Annotated in this window: 14 protein-coding genes; 10 read left to right on the top strand and 4 right to left on the bottom strand. The window is 62.4% G+C overall.

Going from position 1 to position 14,831, the window contains the following annotated elements; translation table 11 throughout:
- Positions 1-50: 50 nt before the first annotated feature.
- Both CLV89_RS06510 and CLV89_RS06505 read right to left on the bottom strand, forming a co-directional pair.
- Positions 51-1,439, bottom strand: a complete 1,389-nt coding sequence (locus CLV89_RS06510; RefSeq protein WP_106162842.1) for a helix-turn-helix domain-containing protein — start codon at positions 1,437-1,439, stop codon at positions 51-53.
- Positions 1,440-1,696: 257 nt separating this feature from the next.
- Positions 1,697-2,890, bottom strand: coding sequence for a multidrug effflux MFS transporter (locus tag CLV89_RS06505; protein ID WP_106162841.1), 1,194 nt, complete (start codon positions 2,888-2,890; stop codon positions 1,697-1,699).
- Between the two features lie 302 nt (positions 2,891-3,192).
- Between CLV89_RS06505 and CLV89_RS06500 the strand changes: the two genes are divergently transcribed.
- From CLV89_RS06500 to CLV89_RS06470, 8 genes are all read left to right on the top strand, one after another.
- Positions 3,193-4,725 carry an acyl-CoA carboxylase subunit beta gene (locus CLV89_RS06500; protein WP_106162840.1) on the top strand — a complete coding sequence of 511 codons (1,533 nt, stop codon included), beginning with the start codon at positions 3,193-3,195 and terminating at the stop codon, positions 4,723-4,725.
- Between the two features lie 12 nt (positions 4,726-4,737).
- Positions 4,738-5,085 carry a hypothetical protein gene (locus CLV89_RS06495; RefSeq protein WP_106162839.1) on the top strand — a complete coding sequence of 116 codons (348 nt, stop codon included), beginning with the start codon at positions 4,738-4,740 and terminating at the stop codon, positions 5,083-5,085.
- A 365-nt stretch (positions 5,086-5,450) separates the two neighbouring features.
- Complete coding sequence (locus tag CLV89_RS06490; protein WP_243394945.1) at positions 5,451-5,855, top strand: DUF6497 family protein; 405 nt, start codon at positions 5,451-5,453, stop codon at positions 5,853-5,855.
- Between the two features lie 214 nt (positions 5,856-6,069).
- A complete protein-coding gene (locus CLV89_RS22570) occupies positions 6,070-6,213 on the top strand; it encodes a hypothetical protein (RefSeq protein ID WP_165798096.1) in 144 nt (47 codons plus the stop codon).
- A 69-nt stretch (positions 6,214-6,282) separates the two neighbouring features.
- On the top strand, positions 6,283-6,630 hold the full coding sequence (locus CLV89_RS06485; protein WP_106162838.1) for a hypothetical protein: 348 nt from the start codon (positions 6,283-6,285) through the stop codon (positions 6,628-6,630).
- A 561-nt stretch (positions 6,631-7,191) separates the two neighbouring features.
- Positions 7,192-7,395, top strand: a complete 204-nt coding sequence (locus CLV89_RS06480; RefSeq protein WP_106162837.1) for a hypothetical protein — start codon at positions 7,192-7,194, stop codon at positions 7,393-7,395.
- A gap of 143 nt (positions 7,396-7,538) precedes the next feature.
- Entirely contained in the window at positions 7,539-9,572 is a 2,034-nt protein-coding gene (locus CLV89_RS06475; RefSeq protein ID WP_106162836.1) for an acetyl-CoA carboxylase biotin carboxylase subunit, read from the top strand.
- A gap of 263 nt (positions 9,573-9,835) precedes the next feature.
- Positions 9,836-10,336: a hypothetical protein gene (locus CLV89_RS06470; protein WP_243394944.1), complete on the top strand. Its 501-nt coding sequence runs from the start codon at positions 9,836-9,838 to the stop codon at positions 10,334-10,336.
- 76 nt (positions 10,337-10,412) lie between these two features.
- Here CLV89_RS06470 and CLV89_RS06465 read toward each other — a convergent pair whose 3' ends face one another.
- On the bottom strand, positions 10,413-10,946 hold the full coding sequence (locus CLV89_RS06465) for a DUF4174 domain-containing protein (protein ID WP_106162835.1): 534 nt from the start codon (positions 10,944-10,946) through the stop codon (positions 10,413-10,415).
- Between the two features lie 157 nt (positions 10,947-11,103).
- Between CLV89_RS06465 and CLV89_RS06460 the strand changes: the two genes are divergently transcribed.
- Together CLV89_RS06460 and scpA are read left to right on the top strand one after the other, a co-directional pair.
- Positions 11,104-12,060 (top strand): hypothetical protein, encoded by a 957-nt coding sequence (locus CLV89_RS06460; RefSeq protein ID WP_106162834.1) that lies wholly within the window; start codon positions 11,104-11,106, stop codon positions 12,058-12,060.
- Entirely contained in the window at positions 12,023-14,152 is a 2,130-nt protein-coding gene (scpA, locus tag CLV89_RS06455; RefSeq protein ID WP_106162833.1) for a methylmalonyl-CoA mutase, read from the top strand. The genes CLV89_RS06460 and scpA overlap by 38 nt, the downstream gene beginning before the upstream one ends.
- A 189-nt stretch (positions 14,153-14,341) precedes the next feature.
- On the opposite strand, the gene CLV89_RS06450 is transcribed toward scpA, so the two are convergent.
- A complete protein-coding gene (locus CLV89_RS06450) occupies positions 14,342-14,812 on the bottom strand; it encodes a VOC family protein (protein WP_106162832.1) in 471 nt (156 codons plus the stop codon).
- Positions 14,813-14,831 lie beyond the last annotated feature (19 nt).

Genomic DNA, 14,831 nt, shown 5'->3' with positions numbered 1-14,831 from the left:
AGGGAGCGGTGAACCACGACGGGCCGCAGAAAGCTGCGGCCCGTTTTGCGTCAATTCACCCGGTAGGGCAGCACGCTGCGTTCATTGGTGTCCACCGTGAGGCGGCGTTCCAGTGGTGGCACCGAGCGCTGATGGCAGTGCTGGCGCTCGCAGATGCGGCAGGAAATCCCGATCGGCTCAAACGCGGAGGCCTGCGTCACATCCAGCCCGTCTGCAAAGACCAGCGCATCCGCGTGGCTCACCTCGCAGCCCAGCGAGATCGCATAGCGCCGCACCGGTGCTCCGAAAGATCCGCCCGGTTTCGACACATCCCGCGCCAGCGAGATATAGCGCACCCCGTCCGGCGTCTCGGCCAGTTGCCGCAGGAAGCGGCCCGGTGTCTCAAAGGCACGGTGCACGTTCCACAGGGGGCAGGCACCACCAAAACGCGCAAATTGTAGCCGTGTGGCAGAATGGCGCTTGGTGATGGTGCCGGCCTGATCGACGCGCACAAAGAAGAACGGGATGCCCTTTGCGCCCGGGCGCTGCAGGGTCGAAAGCCGATGCGCCACCTGCTCGATCGAGGCGCCAAAGCGGATCGCTAACAGCTCCAGATCGTGACGGCAGGCCTGTGCAGCCTCAAGGAAGCGGGTGTAGGGCATCAGCGCCGCACCAGCGAAATAGTTGGCAAGACCGATCTTTGCAATCGACCGGGCTTCTTCGGTCTGGAACTTTGCAAAATCCAGCGTTGCATCCAGCAGGTCGCCGTAGCGCAGGAGCGCCAGCTGCAACAGCATCTGGAACAGTCGGGTCTGCGGCGCGGAGCGATGCGACAGCGCCAGCACCTTGGTTTCCGGATCATAGGCACGCAGGCCTTCCATGTCGCGCAGGGTCAGGGTGACGCCCATCTCCTGCAGGGCGGTCTCGGCGTTGAGGCGGGTGTCGCCGCTGCCCGAAAACCGCTCGGCCGCGCGGTCCACGGCGTCGATGTAATTGTCGCAATAGTGAAAGAAATCGCGCACCTCCTCCCAGGGGCTGGCCTGAATGCGCGCATCCTCGCGCCCCAAGGCTTCGTCCAGCGACGCAAGCCGCTCGTGGGTCTGGCGATAGGCGCGGTGCAGGCTGAGAAAGGCGCGCGCCAGTGCTGGCGCGTTGGAGGCAGTAAGGCGCAGATCCGCCAGCGGCGGCACGTCATCGGCAAAGACCGGATCGGCCATGGCCTCGCGCATGTCGGAGATCAGCCGCTCGCTGTCCCCGGATGACAGCTCCGTCACATCCAGCCCGAACTCCTGCGCCAGCGCCAGCACCACGGTGGTGGAGACGGGGCGGTTGTTGTTCTCCATCTGGTTTAGATAGGGCAGGGACACGCCGAGCTTGGCGGCGAAATCCTTCTGGGTAAGGGCGAGGCGGGTGCGCATCTCGCGCAGCTTCGCCCCGGCATAGAGCTTTTGGGTGGCCATGCGGCATGCCTTTGCAAATAGGATCCGCTAAAACTGTAGAACTGCAAAGTCAGGCTGGCAAGTCGTGGAATGTCGCCAGCGTCTGCGTTGCGGCTGGCGCTAGGCTCCCGCCTGCGACGCCCAGCTTTGAAAAGCTGACGTTGCAGTTGGGCCGAGCGCGTCGCGCGCCCCGGATGGGGCGCGCGACGCGCGGGTCGCTTCGGGCGCAGCCCGAAGCGAAACACCAGCCTTCGGCGTGGCGTTAAGCCGGAAAAGACTTAGACCGTGAGGCCAAGCTGACGTTCTCGTTTTATCACGTAGAGAATGGCGATCAGCCCGAAGATACTGCTGGCGATCATGATTTCCAGCAGTGGCGAGGCATTGGAGCCCGGCGCCAACAGCCAGCTTGCGGCCGCCGACAGCGCAGCCCCGGCGCCAATCATGATCGCCGAAGACAGACCCGCCGCCGTGCCCGCCAAGTGCGGGCGGACGCTGATGGCGCCGGTGGTGCCATTGGGGATCGCCATGCCGTTGCCAAGGCCGACAAAACACATCAGGCCAAAGAAGCTCCACACCGTATCCCAGCCGACCAGGGTGATTGTCAGCGACAACCCGACCCCGAAGATGTTCACGATCGCGCCCCAGAATACCATGGCATTGATCCCGACGCGCTCCGAATACCGGCCTGACAGGAAATTGCCCATGAAATAGCCGAGGGCCGGCGCGGAGAGGTAGAAGCCCAGTTCGGCACTGTTGAGCCCGTAGACTTCGCTGCCCACAAACGGGCTGCCACCGAGGTAGGCAAAGAAGCTGCCCGCTGACAGGCCTGAAGCCAGCGAATAGCCCCAGAACCGCGGCGAGCGCAGCAGCTCGGGGTATTCGCGGAACTGCTGCAGCAGTGTCTTGCCGCTCTTGGTTGCGGTCTCGCCAAAATCGGCGTGAAAAATCGCCAGTGTCGCCACGCCGCTGGCAAACAGCAGCCAGAAGCTGGAATGCCAGCCAAAGGCCTGATCCAGAACCCCGCCAAGCGCCGGACCGATCATCGGAACCACGGTCATTCCCATGGTGACATAGCCGATCATGCTGGCCGCTTTGGGGCCATCGTGCATGTCGCGAATGGCGGCCCGGCTCAGCACCATGCAGGTGGCCACCACCGCCTGCGCCATGCGGAACGCGAGAAAGATGGGCGCTGTGGGCGAGAAGATGCAGCCCAGCGTCGCCAGAAGAAACAGGATCAGCGACGCCATCAACACCGGCCTGCGACCCATCTTGTCCGAAATCGGGCCAATGAAGATCTGCACCACGGTGCTCGACGCGAGGTAGAGCGGCACGGAGAGCGCGATCATGCGATACTCGACCCCGAAATATGCAGCCATGCTGGGAAGTGAGGGCTGAAAGATGTTCATGCCAAGTGCGGACAGGCCGGTGAGCAGGATCAGCGTCCAGATGGTCGGGGGCGTGGTGCGGGTCACTATACGTCTCGGTTTAGTTTGCGTGTTAATCGTCTAGTCCGGCGCTTCGTCAAAGTCCAACAAAGCTGCCGGTGTGGTACAATTTTGCCAAGTGGCGACACCCGTTGGCCAAAGGCCCCGCGGGTCGAGTTCCACAGTTGGTTTGCGAATTTGCTGCTTTGCACTCGGGGTATGCATTGCATTTGCAAATTTGCGATATTTGCCTTGGGCTGATGCTGGCTGCGCGTTAGGGTCGCCGATAACGAACCCGGTTCAAAATACGTTCGAAACATTGGGCCCAAACTGATCAGGGGGCATTTGCCATGAAGGATATCCTTGCCGAACTCGAAGAGCGCCGCGAAGACGCGCGCCTTGGCGGCGGACAGAAACGCATCGATGCACAGCATGCCCGCGGCAAGCTGACCGCGCGCGAACGCATCGAACTGCTGCTGGACGAGGACAGCTTTGAAGAGTTCGACATGTTCATCAGCCATCGCTGTACCGATTTCGGCATGGAGGACAATAAGCCCGCAGGCGACGGGGTAATCACCGGATGGGGCACCATCAACGGCCGCCAGGTCTATGTGTTCAGCCAGGATTTCACCGTTCTTGGCGGGTCCGTTTCAGCGACCCACGCGCAGAAGATCTGCAAGATCCAGGACATGGCGATCCAGAACGGCGCGCCGATCATCGGTCTCAACGATTCTGGTGGCGCGCGCATTCAGGAAGGCGTCGATGCGCTCGCCGGCTATGCCGAGATCTTCCAGCGCAACATTATGGCCTCCGGCGTGATCCCGCAGATCTCCGTCATCATGGGGCCTTGTGCGGGCGGCGCGGTCTACAGCCCCGCGATGACCGACTTCATCTTTATGGTGAAGGACACATCCTATATGTTCGTGACCGGCCCGGATGTGGTGAAGACCGTGACCAACGAACAGGTCACAGCCGAGGAGCTGGGCGGCGCCTCCACCCACACCAAGAAATCCTCCGTCGCTGATGGCGCTTTTGAAAACGATGTCGAGGCCCTGGCCGAAGTGCGCCGTCTGGTGGACTTCCTGCCCGCCAACAATCGTGAGAAATCTCCGGTGCGCCCGTTCTTCGATGATCCGGCCCGGATCGAGGACAGCCTGGACACGCTGATCCCGGAGAACGCCAACACGCCGTATGATATGAAGGAACTGATCACGAAGGTCGCCGATGAGGGTGATTTCTACGAGATCCAGGAAGACTTCGCCAAGAACATCATCACCGGCTTTGTGCGCCTTGAGGGGCGGACCGTGGGCGTGGTGGCAAACCAGCCGATGGTGCTGGCCGGCTGTCTGGACATCGACAGCTCACGCAAGGCCGCGCGGTTCGTGCGCTTTTGCGATGCGTTTGAAATCCCGATCCTGACCTTTGTCGACGTGCCGGGCTTCCTGCCGGGCACCTCCCAGGAGTTCGGCGGCGTCATCAAGCACGGCGCCAAGCTGCTGTTTGCCTACGGCGAGGCGACGGTGCCCAAGGTCACGGTGATCACCCGCAAGGCCTATGGTGGCGCCTATGACGTGATGGCCTCCAAGCATCTGCGCGGCGATTTCAATTACGCCTGGCCGACGGCGGAGATCGCGGTGATGGGCGCTAAGGGCGCGACCGAGATCATCCACCGCGCCGACCTGAAGGATGCGGAGAAGATCGCAGCGCATACTGCGGATTATGAGGACCGTTTCGCCAATCCTTTTGTGGCGGCAGAGCGCGGCTTTATCGACGAGGTGATCCAGCCGAAATCGACCCGCCGCCGGGTGGCGCGCGCCTTTGCCTCTCTGCGCAACAAGAAGCTGCAGAACCCGTGGAAGAAACACGACAACATCCCGCTTTGATCCCGGATCCCCATGGCACCTCGCTGGCACATATCCCGCGCTGAGGGGGAGCTGACGCTCTCCCGACAGCTGCCCGCCCGGTTTGACGTGGTGGCCACCACCACTCTCCCTGTGGGTGATCCCATGCGGCTGGCACATCAGATCCGTCAGGACATGTGGCGGGCGCTGCAGCGGGTGCGGGGGTTCTCTCCGGTAGTGCGGCTGACCCGGCAGGGCGAGGTGATTCGCGTTGAGGCGGGCGGGCGAGTCGCGGCCCCGGTGGCGCCGGGTCTGGCGGCAGAGATCGGGGCGGTTTTGGCGTGCCCGGCGCGGCGCGCCCGTTGGGTGGCTCAGGCGCAGCGCTCCGGGAGGACCCTGTGATGCCGCTAAAACAGCGCAATAATAGGGGAATGTTCGGGCAAATTGCATCCGGGGTGACGCAATTGCGCCGGTATGCCGCCAGCATGTTCCCAAACAGATCGCAGGTTGGGCGGGATCATATGGTTTTGCACAAATTTGTAACAGGGTTTGACTCAGAGGCCGAATCGGTTGCATGCTCTGCCACAGCCGAATTGAGTTTAGCGCGCGCCCTAGGCGCAGCGCCCGCAGCCCCGGCAGGAGGAGCCCGATCTGATTGGGGTCGGGGCTGCGGCAAATTTGGATCTTTCCCACAATTTCCAGCACAAGCAGTGGTTGAAGTTGCGCCCGTCAGTCGGCGTTCTGCGCCTGTGCAACACCTGTGTGCCGTGGCTGTTTCATGCGTCGCGCTGGTGCTCGGCAGCGGCGCGGACGCCGCATCGGGGCAGGGCGAGGCACCGGCTGCCAGCGCAATCACAGTTCCCTCTGGCCAGCCTGTGACCCTCTCCGAGGTGCTGCTGGACACGGCGCCCGGTGCGCTCTGGGCGCGGTTTCGCTTTGTGGCGCCGCAGATTGCGGAGCAGACGACGCAGGAGGCCAGCGCCACTGATATTGATTTCCTCTGTGCCAAGCTGGCCGTGCCATACCTGACACACCACGCGCTTGCGCCGGACCGCGTGGTGATTTCGCTGGCGGATCGCGATCTGCCCTTTGGCAGCACCGCACCCGAAGCGACGCAGTTCTTCGAGACCTACCGCGTCGATGATGGTGTTTGCGTCTGGGAGGGGTTCTGATGCTGCTGCCCGAGACACCACATCGGCACTTTTCTGCGATTTTCGCGCCACAGGCCGCTGGAGACGCGGAATTTTCATATAACCTTGAAACCAATGCCGCTATGCTGCGCGCAGGACGCAAAAATGCGCCTCGGTCGGGTGGGTTTTCCGCCAGGCTGACAGAGGTACGGGCACGCGCCCGTGCAGGTTTCATTAATGATCTTAGGAGACTGACATGTCCAAGAGCATCAAACTTCTCACTCTCGCCGGTCTCGTGGCCGCCGTTTCCGCATGCGCAGGCCAGCGCGAAGAAGAATTCGTCGTGGTCGAGCCCGAGCCGATCTCGCAAGAACCGGTCTACACCGGCAAATACAAGTAATCACTTCAGGGGTCCGGCCCTGTGGCCGGACCTTTCCGACCTGCGGGGTGCCGGACCGGAGGCACACCCATGCTAAAACATCGCGGCTTTCCGGGCCGTCTTCCGGGCACAGATTTCCAATATATTATCCGCCGCCCCAATCCCAAGGGCGTCACACCGATCACCAAGCGCGAGCGGTATCGTGATCGCAGGCCTGCGGACAAGCGGGCCGATGCCGGTTTCATGAAAGCGCTGTGGGAATGCTTCGGCGACCAGCCGTTTGAGCGCGGCAATCTCGACGCAGGGCGGCTGAGTTGGCTGTTCGGGCGCGAGGTGGTGGCCGTGGATGACCCCTTCGACCCTGAAAGCTACGACTCGCTGCTGGTGATTGACGTCGATGTGGCGCGCAGGTCGTTCCCTGAGGCCTTTGAGGGCTGATCGTATGCGGGATATGCGCCATATCGCCCGAATGCCCCTCCTGTTGCAGCAAAAAGCTGCGCATTCAGAGGGATGTCCGGGCCTGATCGGCGCATTCCCGCTCTCACATTTGGAAAGTGCGCGGCCCACTGCCCAAAAAATCCATACGCTTACGATTTGGTTTTCAGGCCTGCAGATGGCTGTAGGGTCAAACCAGCCGTCACAGCCATTTCGTCCCTTCTGGTTGCTGTTCTGGCCCCAAAACCTGACTGGGCAGCTGTGTGCATCCCCGCGCCAGCTGCCCATTTTTGGTCCCCACTCTCTCTCCCTGTTTGCCGCGGTTCGCAGTCTGCCTGCGCCGCGAAAAACCCTGACGGGGCAGGGCGGTAGCGCTTCTGTCCAATTCGACATCGACCCTAATGGCGGCTGTCGGCGCAGATGGGCGAAACCTTGCCATTTGCGCCAGTTTCACGGGCGATCCGTCGCCCATCGCAATACTATGCATGGAACATATCTGGACGCTCCGCGTTGTCCAGGCAAAGTGAGACGCAATCTAGCAGTCCCTCCCAAAGGAGCATTTCGATGCGCAAATCTATCATTGCCGCCCTCATCGCAGGCACCACGGCCCTTGCCGCATGCGGCGACACCACTGGCGAACAGGCGCTCTATGGCGCCGGCGCAGGTGCGGCCGGCGCCGCGCTGCTCAACGGCAGTCTGGTCACCGGTGCCGCCGTTGGCGTCGCAGGCAACCTCATCTACTGTCAGGAAAATCCGGGCCGCTGCTAAGGGCGCCCGGGGCGCGGAGCTGATCCGCGTCCCCCTGACCGTTTCCCACGACGCTGGCACGCCGCCGCCACGGATGATCTCCGTGCGCGGCGGTTTTGCGTGCGCGCGTCCGACATCTCAACACCGACCACAAGGGACAGCCCATGTTTGACAAGATCCTGATCGCCAACCGGGGGGAAATCGCCTGCCGCGTCATCAAGACCGCGCGCAAGATGGGCATCCAGACGGTCGCGATCTTTTCCGATGCCGACCGCCAGGCGCTGCATGTGCAGATGGCGGATGAGGCGGTGCATGTGGGGCCGGCGCCGGCCAACCAATCCTATATCGTCATCGACAAGGTGATGGAGGCGATCCGGGCCTCCGGCGCGCAGGCGGTGCATCCGGGCTATGGCTTCCTGTCAGAAAACTCCAAATTCGCCGAGGCGCTCTCGGCCGAGGGCGTAGCCTTTGTCGGCCCGCCGGTGGGCGCGATCGAGAAGATGGGCGACAAGATCACCTCGAAGAAGATCGCCCAAGAGGCCGGTGTCTCCACCGTGCCCGGTTACATGGGGCTGATCGAGGACGCGGACGAGGCGGTGAAGATCTCCGGCGAGATCGGCTATCCGGTGATGCTCAAGGCCTCCGCCGGGGGCGGTGGTAAGGGCATGCGCATCGCCTGGAATGACGAAGAGGCCCGTGAAGGCTTCCAGTCCTCCAAGAATGAGGCCGCCAGCTCCTTTGGCGACGATCGGATCTTCATCGAGAAATTCGTCACCCAGCCGCGCCATATCGAGATCCAGGTGCTCTGCGATGCGCATGGCAACGGCGTCTATCTGGGCGAGCGTGAATGCTCGATCCAACGCCGCAACCAAAAGGTGGTAGAAGAAGCGCCTAGCCCCTTCCTCGATGAAGAGACCCGCCGCGCCATGGGCGAACAGGCGGTCTCGCTGGCCAAGGCGGTGGGCTATGCCTCTGCCGGGACGGTGGAATTCATCGTCGATGGTGAGCGGAATTTCTACTTCCTCGAAATGAATACGCGCCTGCAGGTGGAACACCCGGTGACCGAGCTGATCACCGGCGTCGATCTGGTCGAGCAGATGATCCGTGTCGCGGCAGGTAAGGAACTGTCGATCACTCAGGATGACGTCAAACTCACCGGCTGGGCGATCGAGAACCGGCTTTATGCCGAGGATCCTTATCGCAACTTCCTGCCCTCGATCGGCCGCCTGACCCGCTACCGCCCGCCAGCGGAAACCGCCGCCTATACCCCCGGCGTGGCGCCGGGCGAGGCGGGCCCCGTGGTCATTCGCAATGACACCGGCGTCTACGAAGGCGGCGAGATTTCAATGTATTACGACCCTATGATTGCTAAGCTCTGCACCTGGGCACCAACCCGGGAGGCGGCGATCGAGGCGATGCGCATCGCGCTCGACAGTTTCGAGGTCGAGGGCATCGGGCACAACCTGCCGTTCCTGGCGGCGGTGATGGATCATCCAAAGTTCATCTCCGGCGACATCACCACCGCCTTCATCGCCGAGGAATATCCCGACGGCTTTAGCGGGGTGGAGCTGCCCGAGGGCGACCTGCGCCGCATCGCCGCCTCCTGTGCCGCCATGCATCGGATTGCCGAAATCCGCCGCACCCAGGTGTCGGGCCGGATGGACAACCACGAACGCCGTGTCGGCAACCATTGGGTGGTGGATCTGCAGGGGCAGACCTTCAAGACTCATGTCGCCGCCGATCCCGAAGGCGCCACGGTGACCTTCGAGGAGGACGGCGCCGCCATTCGCGTGACCTCCGACTGGACGCCGGGCGACCTGCTGGCGCATGTAGAGACCGATGGCGCGCCGCTGGTGCTCAAGGTCGACAAGATCACCCAAGGGTTCCGCGTGCGCAGCCGTGGGGCAGAGCTGAAGGTGCATGTGCGCCGTCCCCGTCAGGCGGAACTGGCCGCCTTGATGCCGGAGAAGCTGCCGCCCGACACCTCCAAGATGCTGCTGTGCCCGATGCCGGGTCTGGTGGTGAAAATCGACGTCGAAGTGGGGCAGGAGGTGCAGGAAGGCCAGCCGCTCTGCACGATCGAGGCGATGAAGATGGAAAACATCCTGCGTGCCGAGAAGCAATCCGTGGTCTCCAAGATCAACGCCGCCGCCGGTGACAGCCTTGCCGTCGACGACGTGATCATCGAATTCGAATGATCTGATGACCCCGCGCGCCCGGATATTCCCTGATCCAACCCGGTGGCCGGACGGCCCCGGCAGGGCGTATGCGCGCGGGTCAAAAATACCGCAAAATCCTGCGCTTACGCGGGGTGTGTTAAGGCTTTCTGAACGCCCGCGCCATAGGGTTGGCACATTCAGCTTGCCGGGTCGCTTTGCGCCCCGGTCCCAAGTGCGCGCCAAAGTTTCTGAAGGTCTTGCCCGTGGTCCTACCTATGTCCTTGCCCCGTTCCAGTCGCCCTATGCGTGCCACTGTTTTGGCTCTGCTGAGTGCCGCGCTGATTGCGGCTTGCAGCCTCGACCAGGAGGAGAAGGTGCGCGCGCAGGTGGAAGACTGGGTCAAGCTGGGCGAGACGCATTATTTCTTTTCCCGCGTGAACTGCACCGCCGCTTTGTTCGAGGTGAAGGCCACCCGCATCAGCTCCATGGTGAAAAAGGTCCGCGATGTCGAAACCGGCATGCGCATGATCACCGAGGGCACCGCGGTTGCATTCGAGATCGACGGCATGTCACCCACCGTGGTCACCGAGCAGATCATGACCCGCGATCTGCCGCAGGGCATCGGGGTTTTGTCTTCGGGCACCAGCGGCAAGGACTGCATGGCAGTAGAGATGGAAGAGGCCTATTTCAACGCGCTTCTGGACCCGACTTCGGTGCTGATCTTCGAGCCGGAAGAAAAGTTCATGGCGGTCTTCGACCGGCGCAACCGGCGCCTGTTCTACTCGCGCGGCCGCACCTCCTAACGGATTACGTCCACGGATGGCAGGTTCGGCAGGGTTGGTCGGGCCGATACGGTTGGCAGGGCAGGGCGCGCAGCGCTCAACCGCCCCGTCGGTCTTCGACTTCGCGCTGCCGCATCGGCATCTTGTCGATGGTGCGGCTCAACTCCCGCACGCTCCATGGCAGCGGTTTGCGCAGCTTCACACCGCCATCCTTGCCGATCAGCACCAGCATGAACCCGCGTGGTCGCAGTTTCTTGCGCAGGGCGGATTTGGCGTCCGGATCGGTGTCGACAAACACCAGAACATCGCGGGTCATCAGGGCCGGAATGTCCTGCAGGAACTCGTCGATCTGCTCTTGGTACCGCGGATCTGCCGGGCTGTCGGCAAAGACCACCACCGGGCGGTGGGTCCACCGGTATTCGCCGATCTCCACCTCATACCCGTCGCGGATCTCGAAGGCGGGCTCCGCCTCTTCTGCGGTCAGATCTACCGGGGAGGCATCATCGCTCAGGCCTGCCACCGAGGGAGCAGGCGGCTGCGGGCTTTCCTGTGCGGCCAGAACGGCAGGCGCGAGGGCCAGCGGCAGGGTGGCAACTGTGGCAAGCAGGGCCAGTGTATTCAATTTGTTCATACGCTCTCCTATGAGCATAAATATATGTGGTCCAAGCTTAAAAGCGACCTCTGAAACCGTGGAAGACACAAAAAAATCATCTTCTGTTAAGCGCGATGGAACACCTGACGCGCCATGCTGTCTCCGATGCCCCCCGCTGGCGCAAGGAGAACCTGCGATGAAAGTCATTCTGCATATCGGTGCGCACCGCTGCGCAACGCGCAATTTTCAGAACTACATGACCCGGAAGGGCGATCAGCTGTCGCAATACGGCATTGCCATGATGGGACCGGACCGCACGCGCAAGGGGCTGCTGCACGGCATCCAACCCGGCGCATTGTCGGTGACGGGCCGCGACCCTGTGACACGTGCCAAGGGGCGTATTGCGCTGCAGCTTTGCGCATTGCGTGACGCCGGGACCGCATCGCTGGTGGTGTCGGATGCCAATATGATGGGCAAGCTGGAACAGAACCTCTCTCTCGGGCAGCTGTATCCCGGTGCGGGAGAGCATCTGTCGCGCCTGGACCATGCCTTTGGCGGCGCGGTCACCGATGTGATGCTGAACATCCGCAGTCCCGAAAGCTATTGGGCCTCTGCCATGGCCGTGCGTCTGGAACAGTCCTTGCGGATGTCCAATGCCCGTACGCTGGAGCGCATCGCCGAGGCGACGCGCAGCTGGCGCGACGTCATTCATGATATATATTGCGCCATGCCAGGGGCCCGCATCAGGGTCTTTGCGCATGAAGTCTTTGCCAGCCAGCCCGAGGCGCAACTTTCTGCGGTGACCGGTGTGAATTGTCCCGCTGTACGGGGTCGATTCCGGCTCAATTCCAGCTCCAGATTGCCGGAGCTGCGCGCCGATCTGCCGGAGCGTTTTGCCCGGCTGCTGCCTGAGGGCGATGGGCGCTGGATGCCGTTTTCTGAGGCTGAAACCGCCAGCCTGCGGGAGAGTTACTACGACGATATGATGTGGCTGGTCGGCGGTGCCGACGGGCTCGCAGAACTGGTTGAAGATCCGAACAAATCGGACGTCAAACCCGACAATAACACTGCGGCGGAACACGTGTCGCAGGACGATCTGACAAGAGGACCATTGCATGACCCAGACACCGGAAGACTGGCGGGCGCTGGCTGAAAAAGAGCTGCGCGGCCGTGCGTTGGAGGATCTCACCTGGCAGACCCTCGAAGGCATCGACGTAAAACCGATCTATACCGCCGAGGATACCGCAGACCTCGGCCATATGGGCACATTGCCGGGCTTTGGCCCCTTCACCCGCGGCGTCAAGGCGACCATGTACGCCGGTCGCCCCTGGACCATCCGCCAATACGCCGGTTTCTCCACCGCCGAGGATTCCAACGCTTTTTATCGCCGCAACCTCGCCGCCGGTCAGCAGGGCGTCTCCGTCGCCTTTGATCTCGCCACCCACCGCGGCTATGACAGCGACCATGAACGGGTGATGGGCGATGTGGGCAAGGCCGGTGTCGCCATCGACAGTGTCGAGGACATGAAGATCCTGTTTGACGGCATCCCGCTGGATCAGGTCTCGGTCTCGATGACCATGAATGGCGCGGTGATCCCGATCCTGGCCAGCTTCATCGTTGCGGGCGAAGAGCAGGGCCATGACAAATCCCAGCTGTCGGGGACCATCCAGAACGACATCCTCAAGGAGTTCATGGTCCGCAATACCTATATCTATCCGCCGGAACCCTCGATGCGGATCATCTCCGACATCATCGAATATACCTCGGATGGGATGCCGAAATTCAACTCGATCTCGATTTCCGGCTACCACATGCAGGAGGCCGGCGCGAACCTGGTGCAGGAGCTGGCCTATACGCTGGCGGACGGGCGCGAATACGTCAAAGCCGCCATCGAGGCCGGCATGGATGTGGACAAATTCGCCGGTCGGCTGTCGTTCTTCTTTGCCATCGGCATGAATTTCTTCATGGAATCCGCCAAACTGCGCGCGGCCCGCACCCTGTGGCACCGGGTGATGACCGAATTTGGCGCTGAGAGCGACCGCTCCAAGATGCTGCGCACCCATTGCCAGACCTCCGGCGTGAGCCTGCAGGAGCAGGACCCCTACAACAACGTCATCCGCACCGCCTATGAGGCGATGAGTGCGGTTCTGGGCGGCACGCAAAGTCTGCACACCAATGCGCTGGACGAGGCGATCGCCTTGCCTACCGATTTCTCTGCACGAATTGCGCGGAATACGCAGTTGATTTTGCAGGAAGAAACCGGTGTCACCAATGTGGTCGACCCGCTGGCGGGCAGCTATTATGTCGAAAGCCTCACCGCTGAGCTGGTCGATAAGGCCTGGGCGATGATGCAGGAAGTGGAAGAGATGGGCGGCATGACCAAGGCCGTCGCCTCCGGCATGCCGAAACTGCGCATCGAGGAAACCGCCGCCCGCCGTCAGGCGATGATCGACCGCGGCGAAGAGGTGATCGTCGGCGTCAACAAGTACCGCAAGGACAAGGAAGACCCGATCGACATCCTCGATGTGGACAACGTCAAGGTGCGCGATAGTCAGATCAAGCGGCTTGAGAGCATCCGCGCCAGCCGCGACACCGAGGCTTGCGAGGCGGCGCTGGGTGAACTGACCCGTCGCGCGCGTGAGGGTGGCAACCTGCTCGAGGCTGCGGTCGAAGCCGCCCGTGCCCGGGCCTCCGTTGGGGAGATCAGCATGGCTATGGAAAAGGAATTCGGCCGCCATCGCGCCGAAGTGAAGACCCTCGCCGGTGTTTATGGCGCTGCTTACGAGGGCGACGAGGGCTTTGCCGCGATCCAGAAGTCGATCGAGGACTTCGCCGAGGAAGAGGGTCGCCGCCCACGTCTTCTGGTGGTCAAGATGGGCCAGGACGGGCATGATCGTGGCGCAAAGGTCATCGCCACCGCCTTTGCCGACATCGGTTTTGACGTCGACGTCGGGCCGCTGTTCCAGACCCCTGCGGAGGCGGCGCAGGATGCGATCGACAACGATGTGCATGTGATCGGCATCTCGTCCCAGGCGGCAGGTCACAAGACGCTGGCGCCGCAGCTGATCGCCGAGCTGAAGGCGCAGGGTGCCGAGGATATCATCGTGATCTGCGGTGGGGTGATCCCGCAGCAGGACTACGACTTCCTGACCAAGGTGGGCGTCAAGGCGATTTTTGGTCCCGGCACCAATATCCCGACGGCTGCTCAGGATATTCTGGAACTGATCCGCGCGGCGCGTGGCTGAGGTCTGAAGCTATCCGGTGGCAGCCGACCCTCATTGAGGGTCGGCTGCGCGCGTTGCCCCATCTGGGGCAACGCGCCACGCCCAACGGGCGTGGTGGCATGTATCATGCCACCGGGACGGGCGGGAGCCCGCCCGTCGTTTTCCACGATGTCGTGTGCCCTATGATGATGGCTTCAGCTGATGATGGCTTCAGCGGTTCTGCCAGTCCGAGTAGCTGCGCACGCCGAATGCCGCATCGGGCGCCTCATCGAGCATATTCAGCATCTCGATAGAGTGGCCATCCGGATCCTTGAAATAGATCGACACCGCTGGCATCCACCCCAGCACCACCGGCTCCTGTACCGGTTCGCCTGTGAACCCCAGCGGCGTAATCCCGCGTGTCGCAAGCGTCTGGCAGCTGTGCAGCACCGCCGACCGGGTGGCCCGAAACGCGAAATGCAGCTGCAATCCCATCGGTGCGCTGCCGACCTCCCAAAGCCCCAGCATGCCGGTCTCCTTCGGTCCGACCCAGAGAAAGGCGACCTTGCGCTCCGGCAGTCGGCGCGCCAGCGTCAGGCCCAGTTTATTGGTGTAAAAGTCCAGCGCCCGATCTAGGTCGCGGACTGTCAGGTGAGTTTCATACAGGCCAAGTAAATCGTCGGGTGACCAGTTTGAGTGCATGTTCTGTCTCCGGGTTGTC

The sequence above is a fragment of the Tritonibacter scottomollicae genome, from assembly GCF_003003215.1.
Classification (GTDB): domain Bacteria; phylum Pseudomonadota; class Alphaproteobacteria; order Rhodobacterales; family Rhodobacteraceae; genus Epibacterium; species Epibacterium scottomollicae.
This window is presented reverse-complemented; position numbering and strand designations above follow the sequence as displayed.